15 protein-coding genes are annotated in these 19,550 nt (G+C 65.3%); 6 read left to right on the top strand and 9 right to left on the bottom strand.

What is annotated here, in order from left to right; genetic code table 11:
* Positions 1–4: 4 nt before the first annotated feature.
* The 5 genes from N7650_RS12875 to N7650_RS12855 form a co-directional block, all read right to left on the bottom strand.
* Positions 5–784, bottom strand: a complete 780-nt coding sequence (locus N7650_RS12875) for an SDR family NAD(P)-dependent oxidoreductase (protein ID WP_279898519.1) — start codon at positions 782–784, stop codon at positions 5–7.
* Positions 781–1,599 carry a molybdenum cofactor biosynthesis F family protein gene (locus tag N7650_RS12870; RefSeq protein ID WP_279898518.1) on the bottom strand — a complete coding sequence of 273 codons (819 nt, stop codon included), beginning with the start codon at positions 1,597–1,599 and terminating at the stop codon, positions 781–783. The genes N7650_RS12875 and N7650_RS12870 overlap by 4 nt, the downstream gene beginning before the upstream one ends.
* A 137-nt stretch (positions 1,600–1,736) precedes the next feature.
* Positions 1,737–2,108, bottom strand: a complete 372-nt coding sequence (locus N7650_RS12865; protein WP_279898516.1) for a GFA family protein — start codon at positions 2,106–2,108, stop codon at positions 1,737–1,739.
* Between the two features lie 267 nt (positions 2,109–2,375).
* On the bottom strand, positions 2,376–3,038 hold the full coding sequence (locus tag N7650_RS12860) for a helix-turn-helix transcriptional regulator (RefSeq protein WP_279898515.1): 663 nt from the start codon (positions 3,036–3,038) through the stop codon (positions 2,376–2,378).
* Positions 3,039–3,081: 43 nt separating this feature from the next.
* Positions 3,082–4,341, bottom strand: a complete 1,260-nt coding sequence (locus tag N7650_RS12855; RefSeq protein ID WP_279898514.1) for an MFS transporter — start codon at positions 4,339–4,341, stop codon at positions 3,082–3,084.
* Between the two features lie 217 nt (positions 4,342–4,558).
* Between N7650_RS12855 and N7650_RS12850 the strand changes: the two genes are divergently transcribed.
* A complete protein-coding gene (locus N7650_RS12850; RefSeq protein WP_279898512.1) occupies positions 4,559–5,533 on the top strand; it encodes a methyl-accepting chemotaxis protein in 975 nt (324 codons plus the stop codon).
* A 184-nt stretch (positions 5,534–5,717) separates the two neighbouring features.
* Positions 5,718–6,176 carry a DUF3574 domain-containing protein gene (locus N7650_RS12845; RefSeq protein ID WP_279898510.1) on the top strand — a complete coding sequence of 153 codons (459 nt, stop codon included), beginning with the start codon at positions 5,718–5,720 and terminating at the stop codon, positions 6,174–6,176.
* 31 nt (positions 6,177–6,207) lie between these two features.
* Here N7650_RS12845 and N7650_RS12840 read toward each other — a convergent pair whose 3' ends face one another.
* The 4 genes from N7650_RS12840 to N7650_RS12825 all read right to left on the bottom strand — a co-directional run bounded on the left by N7650_RS12840 (position 6,208) and on the right by N7650_RS12825 (position 12,391).
* A complete protein-coding gene (locus N7650_RS12840; RefSeq protein ID WP_279898508.1) occupies positions 6,208–8,595 on the bottom strand; it encodes a TonB-dependent receptor in 2,388 nt (795 codons plus the stop codon).
* A 170-nt stretch (positions 8,596–8,765) separates the two neighbouring features.
* Positions 8,766–9,821, bottom strand: coding sequence for a substrate-binding domain-containing protein (locus N7650_RS12835; protein ID WP_009401629.1), 1,056 nt, complete (start codon positions 9,819–9,821; stop codon positions 8,766–8,768).
* Positions 9,822–9,846: 25 nt separating this feature from the next.
* Positions 9,847–10,866, bottom strand: a complete 1,020-nt coding sequence (locus N7650_RS12830) for an ABC transporter permease (protein WP_279898507.1) — start codon at positions 10,864–10,866, stop codon at positions 9,847–9,849.
* On the bottom strand, positions 10,859–12,391 hold the full coding sequence (locus N7650_RS12825) for a sugar ABC transporter ATP-binding protein (protein WP_279898506.1): 1,533 nt from the start codon (positions 12,389–12,391) through the stop codon (positions 10,859–10,861). Before N7650_RS12825 ends, N7650_RS12830 begins: the two co-directional genes overlap by 8 nt.
* A 348-nt stretch (positions 12,392–12,739) precedes the next feature.
* On the opposite strand from N7650_RS12825, the gene N7650_RS12820 reads away from it, so the two are divergent.
* The 4 genes from N7650_RS12820 (at position 12,740) to N7650_RS12805 (ending at position 19,513) form a co-directional block, all read left to right on the top strand.
* Positions 12,740–14,005 carry an acyl-CoA dehydrogenase family protein gene (locus N7650_RS12820; RefSeq protein ID WP_037060839.1) on the top strand — a complete coding sequence of 422 codons (1,266 nt, stop codon included), beginning with the start codon at positions 12,740–12,742 and terminating at the stop codon, positions 14,003–14,005.
* Positions 14,002–15,339 carry an LLM class flavin-dependent oxidoreductase gene (locus tag N7650_RS12815; protein WP_279898505.1) on the top strand — a complete coding sequence of 446 codons (1,338 nt, stop codon included), beginning with the start codon at positions 14,002–14,004 and terminating at the stop codon, positions 15,337–15,339. The genes N7650_RS12820 and N7650_RS12815 overlap by 4 nt, the downstream gene beginning before the upstream one ends.
* A 9-nt stretch (positions 15,340–15,348) precedes the next feature.
* The gene (locus N7650_RS12810; RefSeq protein ID WP_009401622.1) at positions 15,349–16,401 is read left to right on the top strand and encodes an NADP(H)-dependent aldo-keto reductase; all 1,053 of its coding nucleotides are present in this window, start codon (positions 15,349–15,351) and stop codon (positions 16,399–16,401) included.
* Between the two features lie 577 nt (positions 16,402–16,978).
* Positions 16,979–19,513, top strand: a complete 2,535-nt coding sequence (locus N7650_RS12805; RefSeq protein WP_279898504.1) for an EAL domain-containing protein — start codon at positions 16,979–16,981, stop codon at positions 19,511–19,513.
* Positions 19,514–19,550: the final 37 nt, after the last annotated feature.

Here is a 19,550-nt window from a genome sequence, read left to right as displayed (position 1 = left end):
GATCTCAAATACCCTGCAAGGCCAGCGTCGGCACATCGACGATGGTTGAGCCACCGTCCGCGGCAATCACCGCCCCGGTGATGATCGACGCCTCGCTGCTGATCAGGAACTGGCACAGCGCGGCGATCTCGTTCGCCGTGGCCGGGCGGCGCAGCGGCACGTCGGCGGTGACCCGGGCATAGGCGGCGTCAAGGTACTCGCCATGCCGCTCCATGAGCGGCTGCATCTCGGCATCGGCCATCGGCGTGCGTACCCAGCCCGGGCAGACGCAGTTGACCCGCACCCCCTGCGGTCCGTAGTCCCGCGCCAGGGAGCGATTGAGCCCCACCAGCGCATGCTTGGCGGTGGTGTAGCCGCATACCCCGGGGCCTGCCGCGAGGGAGGCGATGGAGCCAAGCAGGACAATACTGCCGCGCCGTTCGATGAGTAGCGGCAAGCAGGCACGTGCGCTGTGGAAGGCGCTGTGCAGGTTGCTGCGCATGGCCGCTTCCCAGGCCGCGTCGTCGCTGTCCAGCGCGGTGCCGAGGCCATGCCCGCCGGCGCAGCAGAGCAGCGCATCGAGGCCGCCGAAGCGCTTGCGGATCTGCTCGACGAAGCCTTGCCAGGTGGCGCTGTCGGCAGCATCGCCGGCCAGCACCAGGGCGTCGCTGCCGTCCGCCACCCGTTCAAGCGCCTCGCGGCGCCGGCCAACCAGCACCAACTGGTCGCCGGCCGCTGCCAGGCGCCGCGCGCAGGCTTCGCCGATGCCGCTGCCGGCACCGGTCACCAGCACGCAACGGCTCATCCTGCGTGGACCGTGGTGTTGATCAGGCTGCAGTACGACGCCACCGGGAAGTTGCTGAACGCCTCGAAGCCGCCCTCGGCATGGCCGAAGATCTTGCCGTCGCTGCGGTGGGCGCGCAGGTCGATCATCACCAGGCCCAGGGTCGGGATGATCTTTTCACGCCAGACGAACAGGTACAGCTCATCGGCGATCTTGTAGTAGTGGCAGCGGTCGGTGTCGCACAGGCCTTGCTCGACGCCCTTGAGGCACTGCCAGGTATAGAAGTTCTCGTTGAGGTAGATGTGTTCGTATTCCTCGGTCGGGCTGTAGCGATACAGGTTGCGGATACCCACCAGCTCGACGGTCGGTGCATGCGGGCAGGCGCCGTCCTGCCAGGGGCGGTCAAGGGTGCCGTGGAGGAATTGCGCGTCGACGCAGGTCAGCGGTTTGCCGGCCAGGGCGCGGTGGAACATGCCTTCCCGGGTTTCCTTGGCCTCGGGCATGCTGCCGATTACCGCGGTGAATGACTGGCTCAGGGTGTCGAGTACCAGGGAAATCGACCAGGTCTGGCCATTCTCGGTCTTGAGGAAGTCCACCAGCACTATCCCTGTGCGCACCGAGGTGGCGCGGTAGGGTGCGCTGCCGCTGGAGTGACCGTCGGCGGCGTTCCAGTGCAGTTGTTCGGCGTCGAAGCGGTGCTCGATGGACCAGCCATTGGCGAAATTGAGGGTCATGCGCTGCCCGGCCAGTTCGGCCAGTTGCGGCAGGATGAACGCTTCAGGGGCGAAACCGTCGGCCAGGGCGCCTACGGAGATCCAGTCGGTATGGGTGGTCATGGGAGATGGCTCGTTGTTGTTGATTGGAGCCGTGATGGTGCCGGGCATGGCGGTCGGGTGGTATCAACCGGATGGTTGAGATGGCGGCATGGCGTTGGTAGCGGATCTACCCTGACCCCCTATGTGTTGCGCAGTGGTCAGGTACGCCACCAGGCGGGCTGGCAGTCTTCGAAGGCATGGTATTCGGGCTCGAGTTCTGGGGCGGTCGGGTCGTCGAAGCCGCCGACCAGCAGGGCGATCACCGGCTCGTCGTCCACTGCACCGAGGGAGCTGCCACAGCGCGGGCAGAAGGCGCGGCTGGAATAGTCCGAGGAACGGTAGAGTGCGGGGGCGCCGCCTGCGCCGGTCCATTCGACCCGGTCCCGGGGGAATTCGACCCAGAGCGCGGTGAGGGCACCGCTGTGCTGCTGGCAGTTGCGACAGGAGCAGGTGTGGAGTTTTTCGGCGAGGCCCTGTGCGGTATAGCGGATGAAGCCGCAGAGGCAGCCGCCTTGGTAGGTGGTGGGCATGGGCAGTCCTTTGAACATTGGCCAGTGTGAATGTAGCAGGGACCCTGTGGGAGCGGGTTCATCGGAGCGCCGAACCGCCGCGATTACAATTGTGGCCACACCACCGCAATCGCTGGCAAGCCAGCTCCCACAGTGACCGTGCCGCGCACAAAACCCGCGGCTGGCCGAGGAATCTGTGGGAGCTGGCTTGCCAGCGATAGCAATAGTGGCCTCACCACCGTTATCGCGGGTAAACCCGCACACAGGGGCCGCGTAGCCCTTGCGATCCTACAGGAACAATGCCCCCACCAACTCCGTCCTGTTCCCCACTCCCACCTTGCGAAACAGGTTGATCAGGTGGGTCTTAACCGTCGGCAAACCCAGCTCCAGTTGCCGCGCCAGGGTCTTGTTGCAGGCTCCGTCGCGCAGCAGCAGGGCAATCTCCCGCTCCCTTGGCGTCAACCCGGCCAGCCGGTCCGGCACAGGGGCCGGCAACTGCCGCGCCGCCATCTGCATCAAGCCGTGCAACGGCAACAGGCGCTCCAGTTCCTCGACCTTGAACGCCCCCAGCGAGCCATCGCGCAGCAGGGAGATCCCGGCGGTCAGTCGCCCTTCGACCCAGGCCGTGACTTCCACCACATCCACGACCTGGTGCTGGCGCAGGAAGCCCAGGTATTCGCGGCCCAGCGCCGCATCCTGATGGGCCAGGCCCTGGCGCAGCGACACCACCGGCAGGCCGATCGCCTTGCAGTTGCCGGGCTTGAGCGGATCGAGGTGACGGTAATGCTCAAGGTAGTGGCGGTGCATCGGTGGTTGCATGCCGAGCAACTGGAAATCGCAGGCCAGCAGGTGTTCGTCCACCCGATAGAACGCGGCAAGGCTGGCCGGCACTTGCTGGCTGAAGGCGTGCAGGCAGTAGCGGCCGAGTTCCTCGGCGCTGGCGCTGTTCATGCGTCCTCCAGGGTGACGGTCGGTTGCTGACGCAGCAGGTCGGTCATGGCGTCGGTTCCTCGGAGGTGGGTTCAGGTGCGCCACGGGTACGCAACGCTAGCTGCCAGAGGCAGTACAAGCTCAGCAGCGCTGCGGCGATCGCCATGGCCCGGGGCCCGCCGATATGGCCCGCAAGCATCCCGGCGAGCAGGCCGCCGATGGCGTCGAAGCCGAAGCGGGTCGAGGTGTAGATCGACACCACCCGACCGCGCAGCGCTTCCGGGGCCTGGCCTTGCAGAAGGATATTGGTGCCGACGTTGTTGATGGTCACGCCGAAACCGAGGATCAGCATCGCCAGCAACGACAGCGGCAGGCTGCGACTGCTGGCGAACAGCAGCAGGCCGAGGGCACTGGCACAGGCGGAAAACAGGATCAGGCTGCGCAGGCGATCGGTGCCCTGGTGGCCGGCCAGCAGCACGGTGGACAGCAGCGAGCCGAGCCCGGCGGCGCCCCACAGCCAGCCCAGGGTCCGCGCGTCGCCGGTGAAGATATCGTGGACGAACACCGGCAGCAGCACGGCGTAGGTGGACGCGGTCAGGTTGACCATCAGCACCCCGAGCATCAGGCTGCGCAACGACGGCGAGTGCAGCACGTAGTCGAGCCCCTCGCGGAACATGTGGCGCATGCTGCCGCTGGCCTTTTCCCCGGGTGCCAGGCGGATCAGTTGCAGGCCGAGGATCAGTCCGCCATAGGACAGTGCATTCAGGGCAAAGCACAGCGCCTCGCCGGTCAATGCCAGGAGCAGGCCGGCCAGCGGTGGGCCGATGAAGCGCGAGCAGGTGAAGAGCATGGCGTTGAGGGCCAGGGCGTTGGGCAGGTCGGCGCGGTCGTCCACCAGGCGGCTGAGCAGGGACTGGCGCAACGGTGTGTCCACCGCATTGAGGATCCCCAGGGTGGCGGCCAGGGTCACGATCAGGCCCGGGGTGATCAGCTCAAGGCCGGTCAGCACTGCCAGCAACAGGGCCTGGGCAGCGAGCAGGGCTTCGACCTTCATCAGCAGGCTGCGCTTGTCGTGCCGGTCGATCCAGGCCCCGGCGATCGGCCCCACCAGCAATTGCGGAAGCAGGGTGGCGCAGGTGGTGATGCCCAGCAGCGCGGCCGAGCCGGTCAGGCGATAGACCAGCCAGGACAGCGCCACGGTCTGCATCCAGGTGCCGAGTGTGGATACCGCATGACCGGCGAAGTACAGGCGGAAATTGCGATGATGCAGGGCCCGCAACACGGCGGGCCAGCGGTTCGGGCGGGTTTGTTGCTCAACTTTCACGATTCGCGCACGCCATGGCCGATGGAAGAACGGGCCTGCCTGACTTTACCCGCTTGCGCGCGCGGCGTCTTGACCCAGCCTGTCGAAGGCATGCGTATGCCTGCCAGGATCGCGACATTCCTGGCAGCGACGATCAAATGCCCGGCACCCGGGTGCAAGACGGCGCCGGCACAATCCGGTCAACTCGGTGTTTTTCACTGGCAGACGGTGTGCACTGATGTTTTTCAGGAACGATCATTGGGTGCGGGAGCTGGAGTCCTTGCTGGCGCGGGTCGGCCACGGGGAGCCTTGGGACGGGATGGACGCGCCGCACCTGCAGCGACACCCGGCCGTGCTCGCGGCCCTGCGCGAACTGGCAGTGGCGCGTCAGCAGCAGCAGCGCCAGCTCGACGAAGCACACGCCCTCGCCAGCGAGTCGCGCCAGCAGGCCGAGCAGGCCACGGAACAGGGCCAGCGTGCCGAGGCCGAGGTGGTTCGCCTGGAACAGCGTTGCAGCGACCTGGCGGCCTGCGTCGCCGACCTTGAACGACAGCTCGATGCGCACCGCCAGCAGGCGGCGATCTGGGCGCAACTGGAATCCACCATCACCGAGGGCACCTGGGACATCAAGGTGGTCCAGGGCGATCTGCAACACCCGGACAGCCATATGCGCATCTCCAACCAGTTCCGCGCGGTGATGGGCTACGGCCCTGCGGAGCTGCCGGACGGTTGGGACACCCAGGTCGGCATCACCCATCCCGACGACCTGCCGCAGATCATGGCGATCTTTGACCGCGAGATCCTAAAGCCCGGGGCCAGTGGCGAATACGTGTTCGAGTACCGCATGCGCCACAAGACCCGCGGCTACATCTGGTGCCGCGAGCGCGGCTGTGCGGTACGGGACGAAAGGGGCGTGCTGGTGCGTGTGATCGGCGCGGTGCGGGATATCAGCGACGAACGCAGTGCCCAGGCCAGCCACGAACAGATGCTCGCGCAGAACCAGACCACCTATGCGCAGATTGCCACGGTGGTGGGCGTGATCAAGAGCATCGCCGAGCAGACCAACCTGCTGGCACTGAATGCCGCGATCGAAGCAGCCCGGGCCGGGGAGGTCGGGCGCGGCTTTTCGGTGGTGGCGGAGGAGGTGAAGAAGCTGGCGGAGAGTACGCGGCAGGCGACCCAGCAGATCCAGGCGATGTTGAGTGACAGGTGAGAGGTGTGTTGTCCGTGCTGGCCTCATCGCTGCAAGCCAGCTCCCACAATCCCCGTGGGAGCTGGCTTGCCAGCGATGAGGCCATCAGCAACAACACAGCTATATCCCGCTGTTAATTGGTTATTTTGAACCCCGGATATTCCTTCCTATAGTGCCTCGCCTATAACTCGAAAAAGGATATTCCATGTTTCGCCGTCTGGTTCTTGCCTCGGTTCTGGTTGCACTTTCCGGCTGTGCCAATACCCAACTTCCCGTTCACACGACCCACCCCGCAAGTTCAACTTTGCAAGGCGATCCGAGCCGGCCTGCCCAGGCCGCCTGGCAGCGTACCGAACTGTATTTCGCCCTCGGCCGCCTCGAAGGTGGCAAGGATGTGATCAGCGAATCCCGCTGGCGCGCGTTTCTCGATAAGGAAGTGACCCCGCGCTTCCCCGATGGCTTCAGCGTGCTGAACGCCTATGGGCAATGGCGGGATCATGGGGCGAAGGAGCCGGAGCGCCTGGACACCCGGGTGATCGTGATTCTGCATGCCGACACCGCCCAGGCCGGCAAGGATATCGAGGCGATTCGCCTGGCCTGGAAGCGGATCACCGGGGACCTGTCGGTATTGCGCCTGTCGCAGCCGGCCCAAGTCTCCTTCTGAAAAGCATCAGGGGACCGAAGTCCCCTGACTGTCAGAACCCGTAGGTTACCCGGGCATAGTAATAAGCCCCGTTGGTGCCGATCGGCGACAGCACGTCATACGGCAGGTTACCCCCATAGTTGATCTCCGAGCCGGAGCGCTCTGGATAGTTGTCGGTGAGGTTGTTGCCGCCCACGGCAATATCGAAGGTCGGGGTGAACTTGTACTGTACCTCCGCATCCAGCTGCCACACCGCACCATAGGTCTGCTCCGGCTGGCTGTCGCCGAAATCGAAGACGCGGGTGGTCTCGCCCTGGCGGGTCAGGCGGCCGAGCAGGCCCCAGTGTTGACTGGTCCAGTTGGCCGAGACGACGAAGCGGTCCTTGGGCGCGGCGTCGGTAAGGGTGTTGCGCTCCTCGACACCGACCAACGCATCGTTGCCGATACCCAGGGCGGTGAGCTGTGCAGGCGTGCCCTTGGTTTTGGTCACCTTGGTGTGGTTCCAGGTGTAGGCACCGGTCAGGGCCAGTTCGCCGTCGTAGAACGGCTGCCGATAGTTGAGCACCAGCTCCGCACCATCGGTGCGGGTATCGGCAGCGTTGGTAAAGAAGTTGACGTCATGCACCCCGGCCACGCCGAAGGTGTCGTTGATGTACTGCTCCAGGGCGTCGCTGCCGATGCGCTGGGACAGGGTGACACGGTCCTTCACGTCGATGCGGAACACGTCCAGCGAGGCATCGAAGCGCTCGCTGAGCTGGGCGGTAACGCCGAGGCTGAAGTTCTTCGAGGTTTCCGGATCGAGCTTTTCCGCACCCAGGGCGCGGGCGATCGGGTCGTTGACCGAGAGCACGCGAACATCGGTGAGGGTGCCGCCGTCGCCGAAGTTGCTGGTGGTGTGCTGGAAGCCGATCTGCGCCAGGGACGGCGCACGGAAATTGTTCGATACCGCGCCACGCAGGGCCCATTGCTCGTTCAGGCGATAGCGCCCGCTGAGCTTGCCGGTAAGCTTGCTGCCGGCATCGTCGTAACGTTCCCAGCGCGTGGCGGCATCGACGAACAGGCGGTCGCTGAGGTCGCCGGACAGCTCGGCATAGGTGCCGAACACCTTGCGGTCCAGGTCCGCTTCTTCGCTGGGGCGCAGGCCGTTGGCGCCATCGGCGCCGCTGCCGAAGTACGACGCCGGGTCGCCGGCAGTGGTCAGGTAGTTCTCGTAGCGGTACTCGCCACCCACGGCCAGCACGAAGGAACGCTCGGCCAGGCGCAGTTCGCGGCTGAAGTCGAGGTTGGCGGTGGTCTGGCGCAGCTCGTAGTCGCCGGTATCGAAACGGGTCGGCGAGTCGGCGCCGAGGCTGACGTTCAAGGTCCGTCGGCTGGCCGATTCGAAGCGGTTGCGGCCATGGGTCAGGCTGCTGTCGAAGTCCCAGCCATCCCCCAGCAGGCCCTTGAAGCCGGCGGTGGCGGAGAGATCCTGGTTGACGCCGAGGGACTGCGGCAGGTAGCCGTTGGGGTAGAACTGCGGTTGCTCGTAGGGGTAGCGGTAGAACTGCGCGCCGGTGGAATGGCGCTCGTTCCAGGTGCCGAAGGAGTACAGCTCGTGCTCGCCCAGGGGCAGCGAGCCGTTGAACCACAGGTTGACGTCCCGCGCCGAACCGTCGCCCATCACGTAGTTGCGCTGGCCCGGGGTGTCGGCGAAACCGTCGAAGCCGGCGCGGTTGGTCGGGTTGCGTTCCTTGTACTCGGCACCGCCGCGCACGAAGCCGCCGTCCTCGCCCAGGCGTACGCCGCCCTTGGCCGTGGTCAGGCTGTTCTGGCCATCGGTGGTGGTGCGGCCGATGGCATCCTGGTGGGTGTGGTAGGCGCCGTAGGTCGTGGAGACCTCGCCACCTTCGGGGGCGTCGTCGAGGATGATGTTGATCACCCCGGCGATGGCGTCCGAACCGTACTGCGCCCCGGCTCCGTCGCGCAGCACTTCGATGCGCTTGATCGCGCTGATGGGGATCGAGTTGAAGTCCACCGGGGCGGTGCCGCGGCCGATCTTCGACGAGTCGTTGACCAGCGCCGAGGTGTGCCGGCGCTTGCCGTTGACCAGCACCAGCACCTGGTCCGGGCTCATCCCGCGCAGTTGCGCGGCGCGGATATGGTCGGCACCGCCGGAGTTGGACTGGCGCGGCATGCTGAACGACGGTAGCAGGGTCTGCAGGGCCTGGCCCAGTTCGCCGTTGCTGGCGCCGGTGGCCTTGAGGTCGGCAGCCGTGAGCACGTCCACCGGTACCGGTGAGTCCAGCACGGTATGCGCCGTACCGCGGGTGCCGGTGACCAGCACCGTGTCCAGGCGCCTGGCGTCTTCGCCGGTCGGCACGCTGTCTTCAGCCCGGGCGTTCAATTGAAAAAGTGCGGAAGTTATCGCAAGTGCAAGTAATGAAAGTTGGCGGTGTTGCATGGCAGCGCTCCTTGAACAGCAGGCAATAGCACCCACGACCGGCAACCTTGGAAGTTGCCGGGCAGGGCAGTACCGCAGCCGTTTTTTAGTTTTGATTGAAAGTGCGATCGAAGCGGGGAGGCGCCGCTGTATGGCAGAGGCGTTGCACGCAAGTGTTCAGGGTTCGGGTCTCAGTCCACCTTTGGAATCCATGCCGGGCTGGCAATCGCCGCGCTGTCGCCGAAGGCAGGCACCTTGCGCGCCAGGTCGCGGACGTTCTTCACATCCAGGTCAAGCAACTGCTGGCGGCTGATCAGGGTCGGCGGCACCAGCAGGCGCTGGCCCGGGTCTTCCCCGGCGATCAGCATCGCCAGGCTGCGCACGCTGATGGCTCCGGCCACCTGCGGGTTGATCGCGGCGGTAGCGGTCCAGGCGCTGTCGGGCTCCTTCATGATCTGGATATCGGCGGTGGAGATATCGGCGCTGTAGATCCTGATCTTCGCGGCGCGGCCCGCTTCGTCCACGGCGATCTTGGCGCCTTTGGCGAACTCGTCGAAGGGCGCGAAGATCACGTTGATATCCGGGTTGGCGCGCAGCACGGCACTGGCCTGGTCGGCTACCGAGTTGGCGATGGGCGGGTTGAGCGTGCCGAAACGGGCCTTTTCGACGATGCCCGGGTTGGCCGCCTTGACCTGGCGCCAGATCTCGTCGCGGCGCTCCATCGGGGTGAAGCCGCCGATATAGACGTAGCCGGCGTTGAACGCCGGGCCGTTGTCCTGCAGCGCCTTGTCCAGGGCCAGTTGGGCGATGGCGTGGTGGTCCTGTTCGATCTGGGTGACCTTGGGGTTGTTCAGGTCGACATCGAAGGCCACCACCTTGATGCCCTTGGCCACGGCCTTTTCTACCGAGTCGCGCAGGGTTTCCGCCAGCCCCAGCTGGACGATGATGCCGTCGACGCCAAGGTCGATGGCCCGCTCGATCATCTCGCGCTGGCTGGCCGCCTGCTGCCGGGCGTCGAAGATGCGCAGCTTGACGTCGAGGGCGGCGGCCTGTTTTTCCACGCCTTGCAGGTAGGCCTCGGGGAAGTCGCCGGAGAACAGGTAGCCGACCAGGGCGATCTGCACCTCGCCCTTGTCGAAGGGCGCGGGGGCACCGGGCAGGCCCTTGGCCTGGGCTTGCCAGCCCAGGCTGGCGAGCAGTACTGCGGCGAGAAGGTGGCGAACGAAACGCTTGGGTGATGCGGTCATGGGTGGTCCTTGCAAGTCGATGAATTCAGCGGGTCTGCCGGGCGAGGCCGAAGGTGAAGACCAGGGCCAGCACCAGGACCAGGCCCTTGACGAAGTCCTGGGCGTAGTAAGGCGCGTTGAGCATGGTCAGGCCGTTGAGCAAGGTGGCGATCAGCACGGCGCCGGCCAGGGTGCCGAAGGCATTGGCCTTCTTCGCACCGAGCACGGCGAAGCCGATCAGCGCCGCGCCGAGGGCATCCAGCACCAGGCCATTGCCGGAACTGACATCGCCACGCCCGAGCCGCGCCGCCAGGAGCAGGCCGCCGACCGAGGCGAGCAGGGCCGAAAGGACATAGGCCAGCAGCTTGTAGCGCTGCACCGGGGCACCGGCCAGGCGCGCCGCCTGTTCGTTGCCGCCGATGGCGTAGAACAGCCGGCCGATCCGCGTGCGTTCGAGAAACAGCCAGACCGCCAGGGCCAGCACGGCGGTGACCAGCACCGGGACCGGCACCGTGTCCCACAACCGGCCGCGACCCAGGGCGAGGAACGCCGGGCTGAACACGCCCTCGGTTTCCTCGCCGCTGGGCAGGGTCATGCCCACGGCGATGGAGCGCCCGCCGGTGGGTATCAGTTGCACGCCGATCACCAGGAACATGCTGCCCAGGGTGGCGAGGATGTCCGGGATGCCCATGCGTACGATCAGCCAGCCATTGAGCAGGCCGACCAGCGCGCCGCCGGCCAGGCTGATGACGATTGCGGGCAACGGGCCCCAGTCCAGCACCACCATCACGTAGCTGGCGATCATCAGGCTCATGGCCGCCACCGCGCCGATGGACAGATCGAGGCCGCCGACGGCCATGGTCAGGGTCACGCCGAGGGCGAGCAGGGCGACGATCGACACCGACTGCAGAATGATGAACAGGTTGCTGACCTGGACGAATGCCGGTTCGACCAGGCTGAACAGCAGCACGATCAGGCCCAGCAACAGCAGCAGGCCATAGTGGATCAGGGCTTCCAGCCAGCGCCGGGGCGCGGTTTGCAGAGAGCGGGATAGCGAATCAGGCACGCACGGTACTCCTTGGCGTTTGCGGTGTCGGTGGGGCGCTACCGGCCAGTTCGGCCACCAGGGTATTGCGGCTCAGGTCGGTGCGGGGGTATTCGGCGACCACGGCGAAATCCCGTACCACCAGGACGCGGTCGGCGATCTCCAGGGCTTCGTCGATATCGGTGCAGATCACCAGGGTCGCGCGCTGGCCGGCGCCGTTGCGCAGCAACTGGCCGATCTCGCGGCGGGCGCGGATATCCACGCCTTGGAAGGGTTCGTCGAGGATCAGCAGGCGCGCCTCCTGCAGCAGCCAGCGGCCGATCACCACCTTCTGCTGGTTGCCGCCGGAGAGGCTGGCCATTGGTGCGTCGATGCCAGCGGTCTTGATCCCCAGCTCGCTGATCTGCGTGGTGACGGCTGCGGCCTCGGCGCGGCGGTCGATAAAGCCGCCGCGGCTGAATCGCTGGAGAAAAGGCAGGGTCAGGGTCCGGCGCAGGGAAAAGCCCGGCACCAGGGAGCCAGCGGCACGGTCCTCCACGGCGAGGAATACCCCGGCATCGATCGCGTCCCGGGGCGAACGCGGCTGCCACGGCTGGCCGTCCAGGTGCAGGCTGCCAGCGGCAGGGCGGCGCAGGCCGAAGAGGGTTTCGGCGATCTCGCTCTTGCCGGCGCCGAGCAGGCCGGTCAGGGCCACTACCTGGTTCTCGTGCAGGGTCAGGTCGAAGGTCCGGGTCTGCGGCAGCAGGCGCACGTCGCGCAGGCTCAGCACTTCGCGGCCCGGCAGGCGCGGCACGAAGCGCTGCGGGTCGAGTGCCACGCCGAGCATCGCCTCGATGGCCTGCGGCAGCTGTTGCGCGTTGAATTCACCGACCAGCCGACCATCGCGCAGGACCAGTGCACGTCCTGCGATGCATTGCAGGTCCGCGAGGCGATGGGAGATATACAGGATCGCCACGCCGCGCTGGCGCAGTTGCCCGATCAGCTCGAACAGCCGCTGCGCCTCGGCCGCAGACAGTGCCGCCGTGGGTTCGTCGAGGATCAGCAGGCGCGGTTGCAGGGCCAGGGCACGGGCCAGCACCACCAGTTGGCGTTCGGCCTGGCCGAGCTGCTCGACGGGTGCGTGCAAAGGCAAATCGAGGTTCAACCCGGCCGCGATGGCTGCTGCCCGCTGGTGCAGGTCACTGCGCCGCACCCAGGGACTTGCCTGCGCCTGGCACAGCTCGTCGAGCATCAGGTTTTCCGCCACGCTCAGGCCCGGCACGATGCCGTCGTCGACATGCTGGTGCACCGCAACTATCCCCGCCCGGCGTGCTGCCAGCGGCGAGTCGAAGCGTTGCTGCGTACCTTGTACGCGCAGTTCGCCGCGGTCGTGAGGCTGGCTGCCGGCGAGGATCTTCACCAGGGTGGACTTGCCCGCGCCATTGGCACCGAGCAATGCCACCACTTCGCCTGGGAAGAGCTGCAAGTCCACCCGGTCGAGGGCGCGCTGGGCGCCGAAGTCCTTGCTCAAGGCGCGCAACTCGACCAGCGCCTGTGGAAGTTTCATAAGAACATCCTGAACTAATGAATGGTGGCGATTAAATTCACTGGTCGACTAAAAATCAAATAGCCAGATGGTATGGAAAAAGTTTTCCGGTTATATGCGGTCGGCCAACTGTTCGGCGGTGAACAGTTGACCAACAAAGTGTTTTGAATAGGGCAGGCCGGGCCTGCGGTATTAGCATAAGTACCGGCGATCCGGTTATTAAAATCCCTGTGCGGGCCATGAAAATCATTGGGTTAGGGCAGCTGGAATGTCATGGCATGTCGCTTGCTATCGTTCTTTTTCAATGACCTTTAATTTATTTTTCAATTAAGCGGTCGGCACTTTTTATTTGCCTCGGCTCACTGCCCAATGAAAGGAAGCATCATGAGTTCCACTGCCGTTAGTTACGAAACCCTGCAGCAGCGCTTTGCCGAAAGTTTCCAGCGGATTGCCGAAACCGCCGTGCACCGCGAGCAGCAACGCGAACTGGCCTTCGAGGCGGTGCGCTGGCTGCGCGAGGCCGGTTTCGGGGCCTTGCGCGTACCCCAGGCGTTGGGCGGGCTGGGTGCGAGCATCCCGCAGCTGTTTCGCCTGCTGATCGAACTGGGCGCGGCGGACTCCAACCTGCCGCAGATCTTCCGCGCCCATTTCGGCTTCGTCGAAGGTCGCCTTTCCAGTCGCGACCCGCTATCCCAGGCGCATTGGCTGGGCAAGGTGGTGGACCGGCAACTGTGGGGCGCGGCCATGGCCGAGCGCAGCGGTACTACCGGCATCACGGTGGCGCTGAGCCCGCTGGAGCCCGGCAATGAACAGGCTGGCTGGCGCCTGGATGGCGAAAAGTACTACTCCACCGGCACCGTGTATGCCGACTGGATCGCCGCCGTGGCCCTGGCCGGCGACGATTTCGTCAGTGTGGCGCTACCGGTGACGGCCGAGGGCGTTACTGTGGTGGACGACTGGGATGGCTTCGGCCAGCGCCTGACGGGGAGCGGCACTACCCGTTTCGATGCCGTGCGCGTGCCCAACGAGCATGTGATCCGCCGCTACAAACCTGATGAAGTGCGCGCCGAATCCTACCTGACCGCCTATTACCAACTGTTCCATCTCGCCACTCTGGCCGGGATCGCCAAGGCGGTGCTGCGCGATGCCACGGCGTTCGTAAAAGGCCGCACCCGGGCTTTCGGTTTCCCTGGGGAGGCCAGTCCCAAGGATGATCCGCTGGTGCAGCGGGTGATCGGCCGGCTGTCCAGCCTGGCCTGGTCGGCGCAGACCCAGGTGCTGGCGGCGGCCGAGCAGGTGCAGCAGGTGTTCGATGCGGAGCAGGGCGGCTATGCCGAGGAGCATCACTACACCGAGGCGGAAGTGGCCGCGTTCCAGGCCCAGCAGATCATTATCGGCCAGGTGCTGGAAGCCACCACGCTGTTGTTCGAGGTTGGCGGCGCGTCTGCCACCAGCGAAACCCGGCGCTTCGACCGTCACTGGCGCAATGCCCGCACCCTGGCTTCGCACAACCCGGCGATCTACCGCGAGCGGGTGCTGGGCAACTACCATCTCAACGGCGTGACTCCGGACCAGGCCTGGCTGGCCCAGCAAAGCGCCGGCAACGGCGTGCGCGACGAGGCCAGTGCGGTATGAGCATCCGTCGTGAGGGACACATCGGCCTCGGCCTGAACGTCCTTGGCTTCGGCGCTCATCCGGGAGCGTGGCGCAAGGCGGAGGCGGGGGCGACGGCGACGGCCCATCTGGATATCGCCCATTACCAGAACATTGCCCGTATCGCCGAGCGTGGCTGCCTGGATGCGCTGTTTCTTGCCGACTGGTCAGCCTTGAGTGGTGATCCGGCGAGCCAGCCGGTGGGCCATCTCGACCCGGTGGTACTGCTCAGCGCCGTGGCAGCGGTGACCCGGCGGATCGGGTTGATCGCCACGGCAGCCAGCACCTACAACGATCCTTTCGGCACCGCCCGGCGCTTCGCCTCCCTCGACCATGTCAGCCACGGCCGCGCCGCCTGGAACCTGGTGACCAGCGCCAGCGACGAGGCCGCGCGCAACTTCAGCCTGCCCGGGGTGCCGGGCCATGCCGAACGCTATGCCCGGGCCGAGGAGTTTCTCGAGGTGGTGCTCAAGCTGTGGGACAGCTGGGAGGATGGCGCGATTATCGGTGATGCGGCTGGCGGGCGTTTCGCCGATCCGGCAAAGGTCCGCGCCATCGATTTCGTCGGCGAGCATTTCGCGGTGCAGGGGCCGCTGAACGTACCGCGCTCGCCGCAGGGGCGGCCGGTGCTGGTGCAGGCCGGGTCCTCGGAGCCGGGCAAGGTCCTGGGCTCACGCTATGCCGAGGTGATCTTCACCACCCAGACTACCCTCGATGCCGGCCAGCGTTTCTATCGCGATATCAAGGCGCGCGCCGTGCGTTGGAGACGCAACCCCGCCGATCTGAAGATCATGCCCGGCCTGGCCACGGTAATCGGCAGTACCGAGGCCGAGGCCCGGGCGCGCTTCGACGAGTTGAACGCCTGGCATGGCGAGCAAGGCTTGCTGGAGCGGGTGGCGGCGCGCTTCGGGCTGGCGGTCAGCGAACTGGACCCGGACGGACCGCTGCCCTGGGCACGGATTGGCGAAGTGGCGGATTTCGAGCGCGGTTCCCAGGGTTTCCTCGAAGCGCAACTGAACCTGGCGCGCCAGGAAAACCTCAGCATCCGCCAGTTGTCGCGGCGCATCCTGGTCGGCCACCGCCTGCTGGTCGGCACCCCGGAGCAGGTGGCCGACAGCCTGGACACCTGGTTCCAGGCCCATGCCGCCGACGGCTTCAACATCATGCCGGACGTGTTTCCGTCCGGTATCGAACACTTCGTCGACGAGGTGGTGCCGCTGCTGCAACGGCGCGGCCTGTTCCGTCATGAATACAGCGGCAGCACCCTGCGCGAGCACCTCGGGTTGCCGTTTCCGCAGAATCGATACTCACGCTAAGGATCCAGCATGCGTTACCGCCAATTGGGCAACAGTGAACTCCAGGTCAGCGTGCTTGGCCTGGGCAGCATGACCTGGGGGCATCAGAACAGCGAGGCCGAGGCGCACCAGCAGATCGAGCTGGCGCTGGCCGCCGGGGTCAACCTGATCGACACCGCCGAGATGTACCCCACGCCGACCAACGCCGAAACCTGGCGTACCACCGAGCGCTACATCGGCAACTGGCTGGCGGCCAGCGGGCGGCGCGACGAGGTGATCCTGGCGAGCAAGATCGCCGGGCCGTCCAGCGAGAAGGCGCCGCAGCCGCATATTCGGGGCGGCCTCAGCCGGCATGACCGGCGCAATATCGTCGAGGCGCTGGAGGGCAGCCTGCAACGCCTGCGCACGGACTATCTGGATCTCTATCAATTGCACTGGCCGGATCGTCGCACCACCACCTTCGGCCAGCGCGAATACGCGTGGCAGGACGATCCCGAAAGCATTGCCATCGAGGAAACCCTGGCGGTGCTGGCCGAGCAGGTGCAGGCGGGCAAGGTGCGGCATATCGGCGTTTCCAATGAAACGCCGTGGGGTGTTGCCGAGTTCATCAAGCAGAGCGAACGCCTGGGTTTGCCGCGGATTGTCAGTGTGCAGAATCCCTACAGCCTGCTGAACCGTCTGTACGAGGGCGGATTATCGGAGTTCGGTCACCGGGAAGGCATCGGCTTGCTGGCGTATTCGCCGCTGGCCTTCGGGGCGTTGACCGGCAAGTACCTGGCCGGCGCGCGCCCGGCGGGTTCGCGGTTATCGTCGCTGTACCGCACCTTCAATCGCTACGACAGTCCATCGGCCCAGGCGGCCATTGCAGATTACGTGGAGATTGCCCGGGCGCATGGGCTGACCCCGGCCCAACTGGCGCTGGCGGCGGTGATCGACAAGCCGTTCGTTGCCAGTGCGCTGACCGGACAGACCAGCCTGGCGCAATTGCGCGAGAACCTGGGGGCGCTGGATGTGGTGCTGGGTGACGAGCTGCGTGGGCAGCTTCAGGCTGTTCACCAACGGATTCCCAATCCGGCGCCCTGAGCGCAAGCCGGTCACGGGCGCTGTGGTGGGCGAACAACAGTTCCAGAGCACGACGCATACCCTGTGGGCGGGCTCACCCGCGATTGCGATGGTGAATTCATTACCGCAATCGCTGGCAAGCCAGCTCCCACAAGGTCCGCGCCGGGCACGAATGCTGCAGCTGACCCAGAACCCTGTGGGAGCTGGCTTGCCAGCGATGAGGCCATCAGCCTCACCCTGGATCCGGCGATGTACCCGCTCCAACAGGGGACGCGGTGTTCAGAAGTATTGTTGTTGTCAGTTTTATTAAATCGGCACTAGCACAGTCCATTCAATATTCATTGATCCAGATCAATTATTTTAAAAACGAAGTTTTGATTAATCGTTTGTCCTGTCGCCAGTTTCCCGGCGCCGGAAAATAATTCGAATAATATCTTGTCGAGTAATGGCTACGCGCCATATCGCGGCGTAAGCTATGCCCCCGCGCCTGTCGCGCACCTCCCGGCCCCAGAGGCTCTACGCCTGGTCATGCAGTGCTTTGCTGCATGGCTTCGTAGCGCTTTGGCCGCTTTCAACAAGTTGCGTTCGGATCGACTTGATGTCCACTACCCGGAATCTTTCTGAGATCTTCGTTCATACCCTGGAACAAGCCATTGACAGTGTCGTGGTGATTGATAGTGATAACCGCGTCATTCTGTTCAACAGTGCCGCGGAAAAGTTGTGGGGTTTTCATCGCGAAGAAGTGCTCGGCAATAATGTGAGCATGTTGGTGCCGGAGAACATCCGCGGCAAACATGACGGTTATGTTGATAGCAATCGCCGTACCGGGGTCAACAAGATCGTCGGCACTACCCGCGACGTGCCGATCCACAAGAAGGACGGCAGCCAGCGCTGGGGTTCGATGTCGATCTCGCGGGTCGAGACCGAGGGGCAGATTCTCTACACCGCCTTCGTCAAGGACGTGACCGAGCAGCGCAAGGAGCGCAAGCGCACCAAGCTGTTGTCGCTGGTGGCCGACCAGACCGACAACGCAATCTTCATCACCGACGGTAGCGGCAGGCTGGTGTACCTGAACAAGGGCTTCGAGAAGCTGTTCGGCTATCACCTGGAGGAGATTGCCGACTGCCAGCCGGCGCAGTTGCTGGTGCCGGATCTGCCGCCGCAGCGGCTTGTCGGGTTGCAGCGCGATTTGCGCGGCGGGCGTTCGTGCCAGGTCGAGGAGTTGTTGCAGGTCAAGGGCGGCGAGCGCATCTGGTGCAACGTGGCGATCAACCCGGTGGCCGGTGCCAATGGCGAACTGGCCCATACCGTGACCGTGCTCACCGATATCACCGCCTCCAAGATCCATCAGGTGCTGCAGCACTGCATTCTCGACGCCATGGTTCGGGAGATGCCCCTGGCGTCGGTGATGGACCTGCTGTGCAGCGAAATCCGGCGCATGGCGCCCGAGGTCCGCGCGGCGGTGATCCAGGTCGACGAGGACGGCGCCATGCACCCGCTGGCCGCACCGGGTTTTTCCGAGCGCTACGGGCAACTGCTGGAGGGCATGCCGATCCGCGATGGTATCGGCTCGTCCAGTGTGGCCGCCTGCCGTGGCGAAATGGTCTTTGCCCGGGACATCGCCAGCGATCCGCACTGGACGCCGATCCGCGGCGAGTGCAGGGCGCTGGGCATCAGCAGTGCCTGGTCGATTCCGATCAAGAGCGCCAAGGGCGCGGCGATCGGCGTCCTGGCCTTTTATTACGGCGAGCACCGCACGCCTTCGGTCCTGCACCAGCAGATCGTCGAGGTGGTCCTGCCGTTGTGTGCCGTGGCCATGGAGCGCGAGGCCAACCGCGAGAGCATTCGCCAACTGGCGTTCTACGACAGCCTGACCCGCCTGCCCAACCGCAGCCTGCTGCATGCCAATGCCGACCATGCCTTGATCGAGGCGCGGCGTACCCGGACGGCGCTGGCGGTGCTGTTCATCGATCTCGATCGCTTCAAGCAGATCAACGATTCCCTGGGGCATCCGGCGGGGGACGAACTGCTCAAGCTGGTGGCCCAGCGCCTGGGCGCCAACCGCAATAGCAACGATATCGTCGGCCGCCTGTCCGGCGACGAGTTCGTGGTGGTGCTGCCCGATTGCGACAGCGAGCGGGTCAACGACACCATCGAGGAGATCCGCCAGGCGATTTCCCAGCCGTGCCGGATCGCCGGCTCCTGTTTCTCGCCCTCGGCCAGTATCGGCGTGAGCCTGTATCCGCGCGATGGCCACGATATGAGCAGCCTGATCCACCGCGCCGACATGGCCATGTACCAGGCCAAGAGTGCCGGGCGCGGGCGGTTCAGCTTTTTCAGCCACGAGCTCGACGAACTGGCCCAGGAGCGCCAGGCCTTGGAAAGCGCGTTACGCGAGGCGATCGCGCAGGGTACGCTGCAACTGCATTACCAGCCTCAGGTGACCATCGAAGACGGCCGGGTCTATGGCGTCGAGGCCCTGGCCCGCTGGACCCACCCGACCTTCGGTGTGGTCTCGCCGGCGCGCTTCATCCCGCTGGCCGAGGAGTGCGGGCTGATTACCGAACTGGGCCACTGGGTTTTGCGCGAGGCCTGCCGGCAACTGGCGGCATGGCGGCGCAGGGGCCTGAACATTCCTGCGGTGTCGGTGAACCTGTCACCGAGCAACTTCCATAACCTGGACCTGGCCGCAATGATCGGTAGCGTCCTCGACCAGCACGGCCTGGTCGCCGCGGACCTGACCATCGAGCTCACCGAGAACCTGCTGCTCGATACCAATCCCGGGACCATGAAGGTCCTGCATGAGCTCAATGCCCGGGGCATCCGCCTGGCCATGGACGACTTCGGTACCGGTTATTCGAGCTTGAGTTATCTGCGCAAGCTGCCGATACAGGAACTGAAGCTGGATCGCAGTTTCGTGCTGGATCTGGAAGCGGACGAAACCAGCCGGGCGCTGAGTGACGCAGTAATGCGCATCGGCGATAGCCTGCACCTGAAAGTCGTGGCCGAAGGGGTCGAGCAACACGGCCAGTACCGGATTCTGAAGGACCAGGGGTATCACGTCGTCCAGGGCTACCTGTTGTCGAAGCCGCTCCCGGCGCACGACCTGGAAGCCTGGATGATGAAGTATTGACGCATTGATCGGGCAAGCTGCTCACACTTTCGCACTC

It is taken from the genome of Pseudomonas sp. GD04058 (assembly GCF_029836855.1).
In the GTDB taxonomy this organism is placed as follows: domain Bacteria; phylum Pseudomonadota; class Gammaproteobacteria; order Pseudomonadales; family Pseudomonadaceae; genus Aquipseudomonas; species Aquipseudomonas bharatica.
The sequence above is the reverse complement of the archived record's forward strand: the minus strand, read 5'-3'. Positions and strand labels throughout refer to the sequence as shown.

Excerpts from the sequence above, each read along its gene's own strand:
- N7650_RS12815 (WP_279898505.1), top strand. The coding sequence starts at position 14,002 with ATGAGCATCCGTCGTGAGGGACACATCGGCCTCGGCCTGAACGTCCTT.
- N7650_RS12845 (WP_279898510.1), top strand. The coding sequence starts at position 5,718 with ATGTTTCGCCGTCTGGTTCTTGCCTCGGTTCTGGTTGCACTTTCCGGC.
- N7650_RS12835 (WP_009401629.1), bottom strand. The coding sequence starts at position 9,821 with ATGACCGCATCACCCAAGCGTTTCGTTCGCCACCTTCTCGCCGCAGTA.
- N7650_RS12865 (WP_279898516.1), bottom strand. The coding sequence starts at position 2,108 with ATGCCCACCACCTACCAAGGCGGCTGCCTCTGCGGCTTCATCCGCTAT.
- N7650_RS12875 (WP_279898519.1), bottom strand. The coding sequence starts at position 784 with ATGAGCCGTTGCGTGCTGGTGACCGGTGCCGGCAGCGGCATCGGCGAA.
- N7650_RS12840 (WP_279898508.1), bottom strand. The coding sequence starts at position 8,595 with ATGCAACACCGCCAACTTTCATTACTTGCACTTGCGATAACTTCCGCA.
- N7650_RS12850 (WP_279898512.1), top strand. The coding sequence starts at position 4,559 with ATGTTTTTCAGGAACGATCATTGGGTGCGGGAGCTGGAGTCCTTGCTG.
- N7650_RS12810 (WP_009401622.1), top strand. The coding sequence starts at position 15,349 with ATGCGTTACCGCCAATTGGGCAACAGTGAACTCCAGGTCAGCGTGCTT.
- N7650_RS12805 (WP_279898504.1), top strand. The coding sequence starts at position 16,979 with ATGTCCACTACCCGGAATCTTTCTGAGATCTTCGTTCATACCCTGGAA.
- N7650_RS12870 (WP_279898518.1), bottom strand. The coding sequence starts at position 1,599 with ATGACCACCCATACCGACTGGATCTCCGTAGGCGCCCTGGCCGACGGT.
- N7650_RS12820 (WP_037060839.1), top strand. The coding sequence starts at position 12,740 with ATGAAAGGAAGCATCATGAGTTCCACTGCCGTTAGTTACGAAACCCTG.
- N7650_RS12825 (WP_279898506.1), bottom strand. The coding sequence starts at position 12,391 with ATGAAACTTCCACAGGCGCTGGTCGAGTTGCGCGCCTTGAGCAAGGAC.
- N7650_RS12860 (WP_279898515.1), bottom strand. The coding sequence starts at position 3,038 with ATGAACAGCGCCAGCGCCGAGGAACTCGGCCGCTACTGCCTGCACGCC.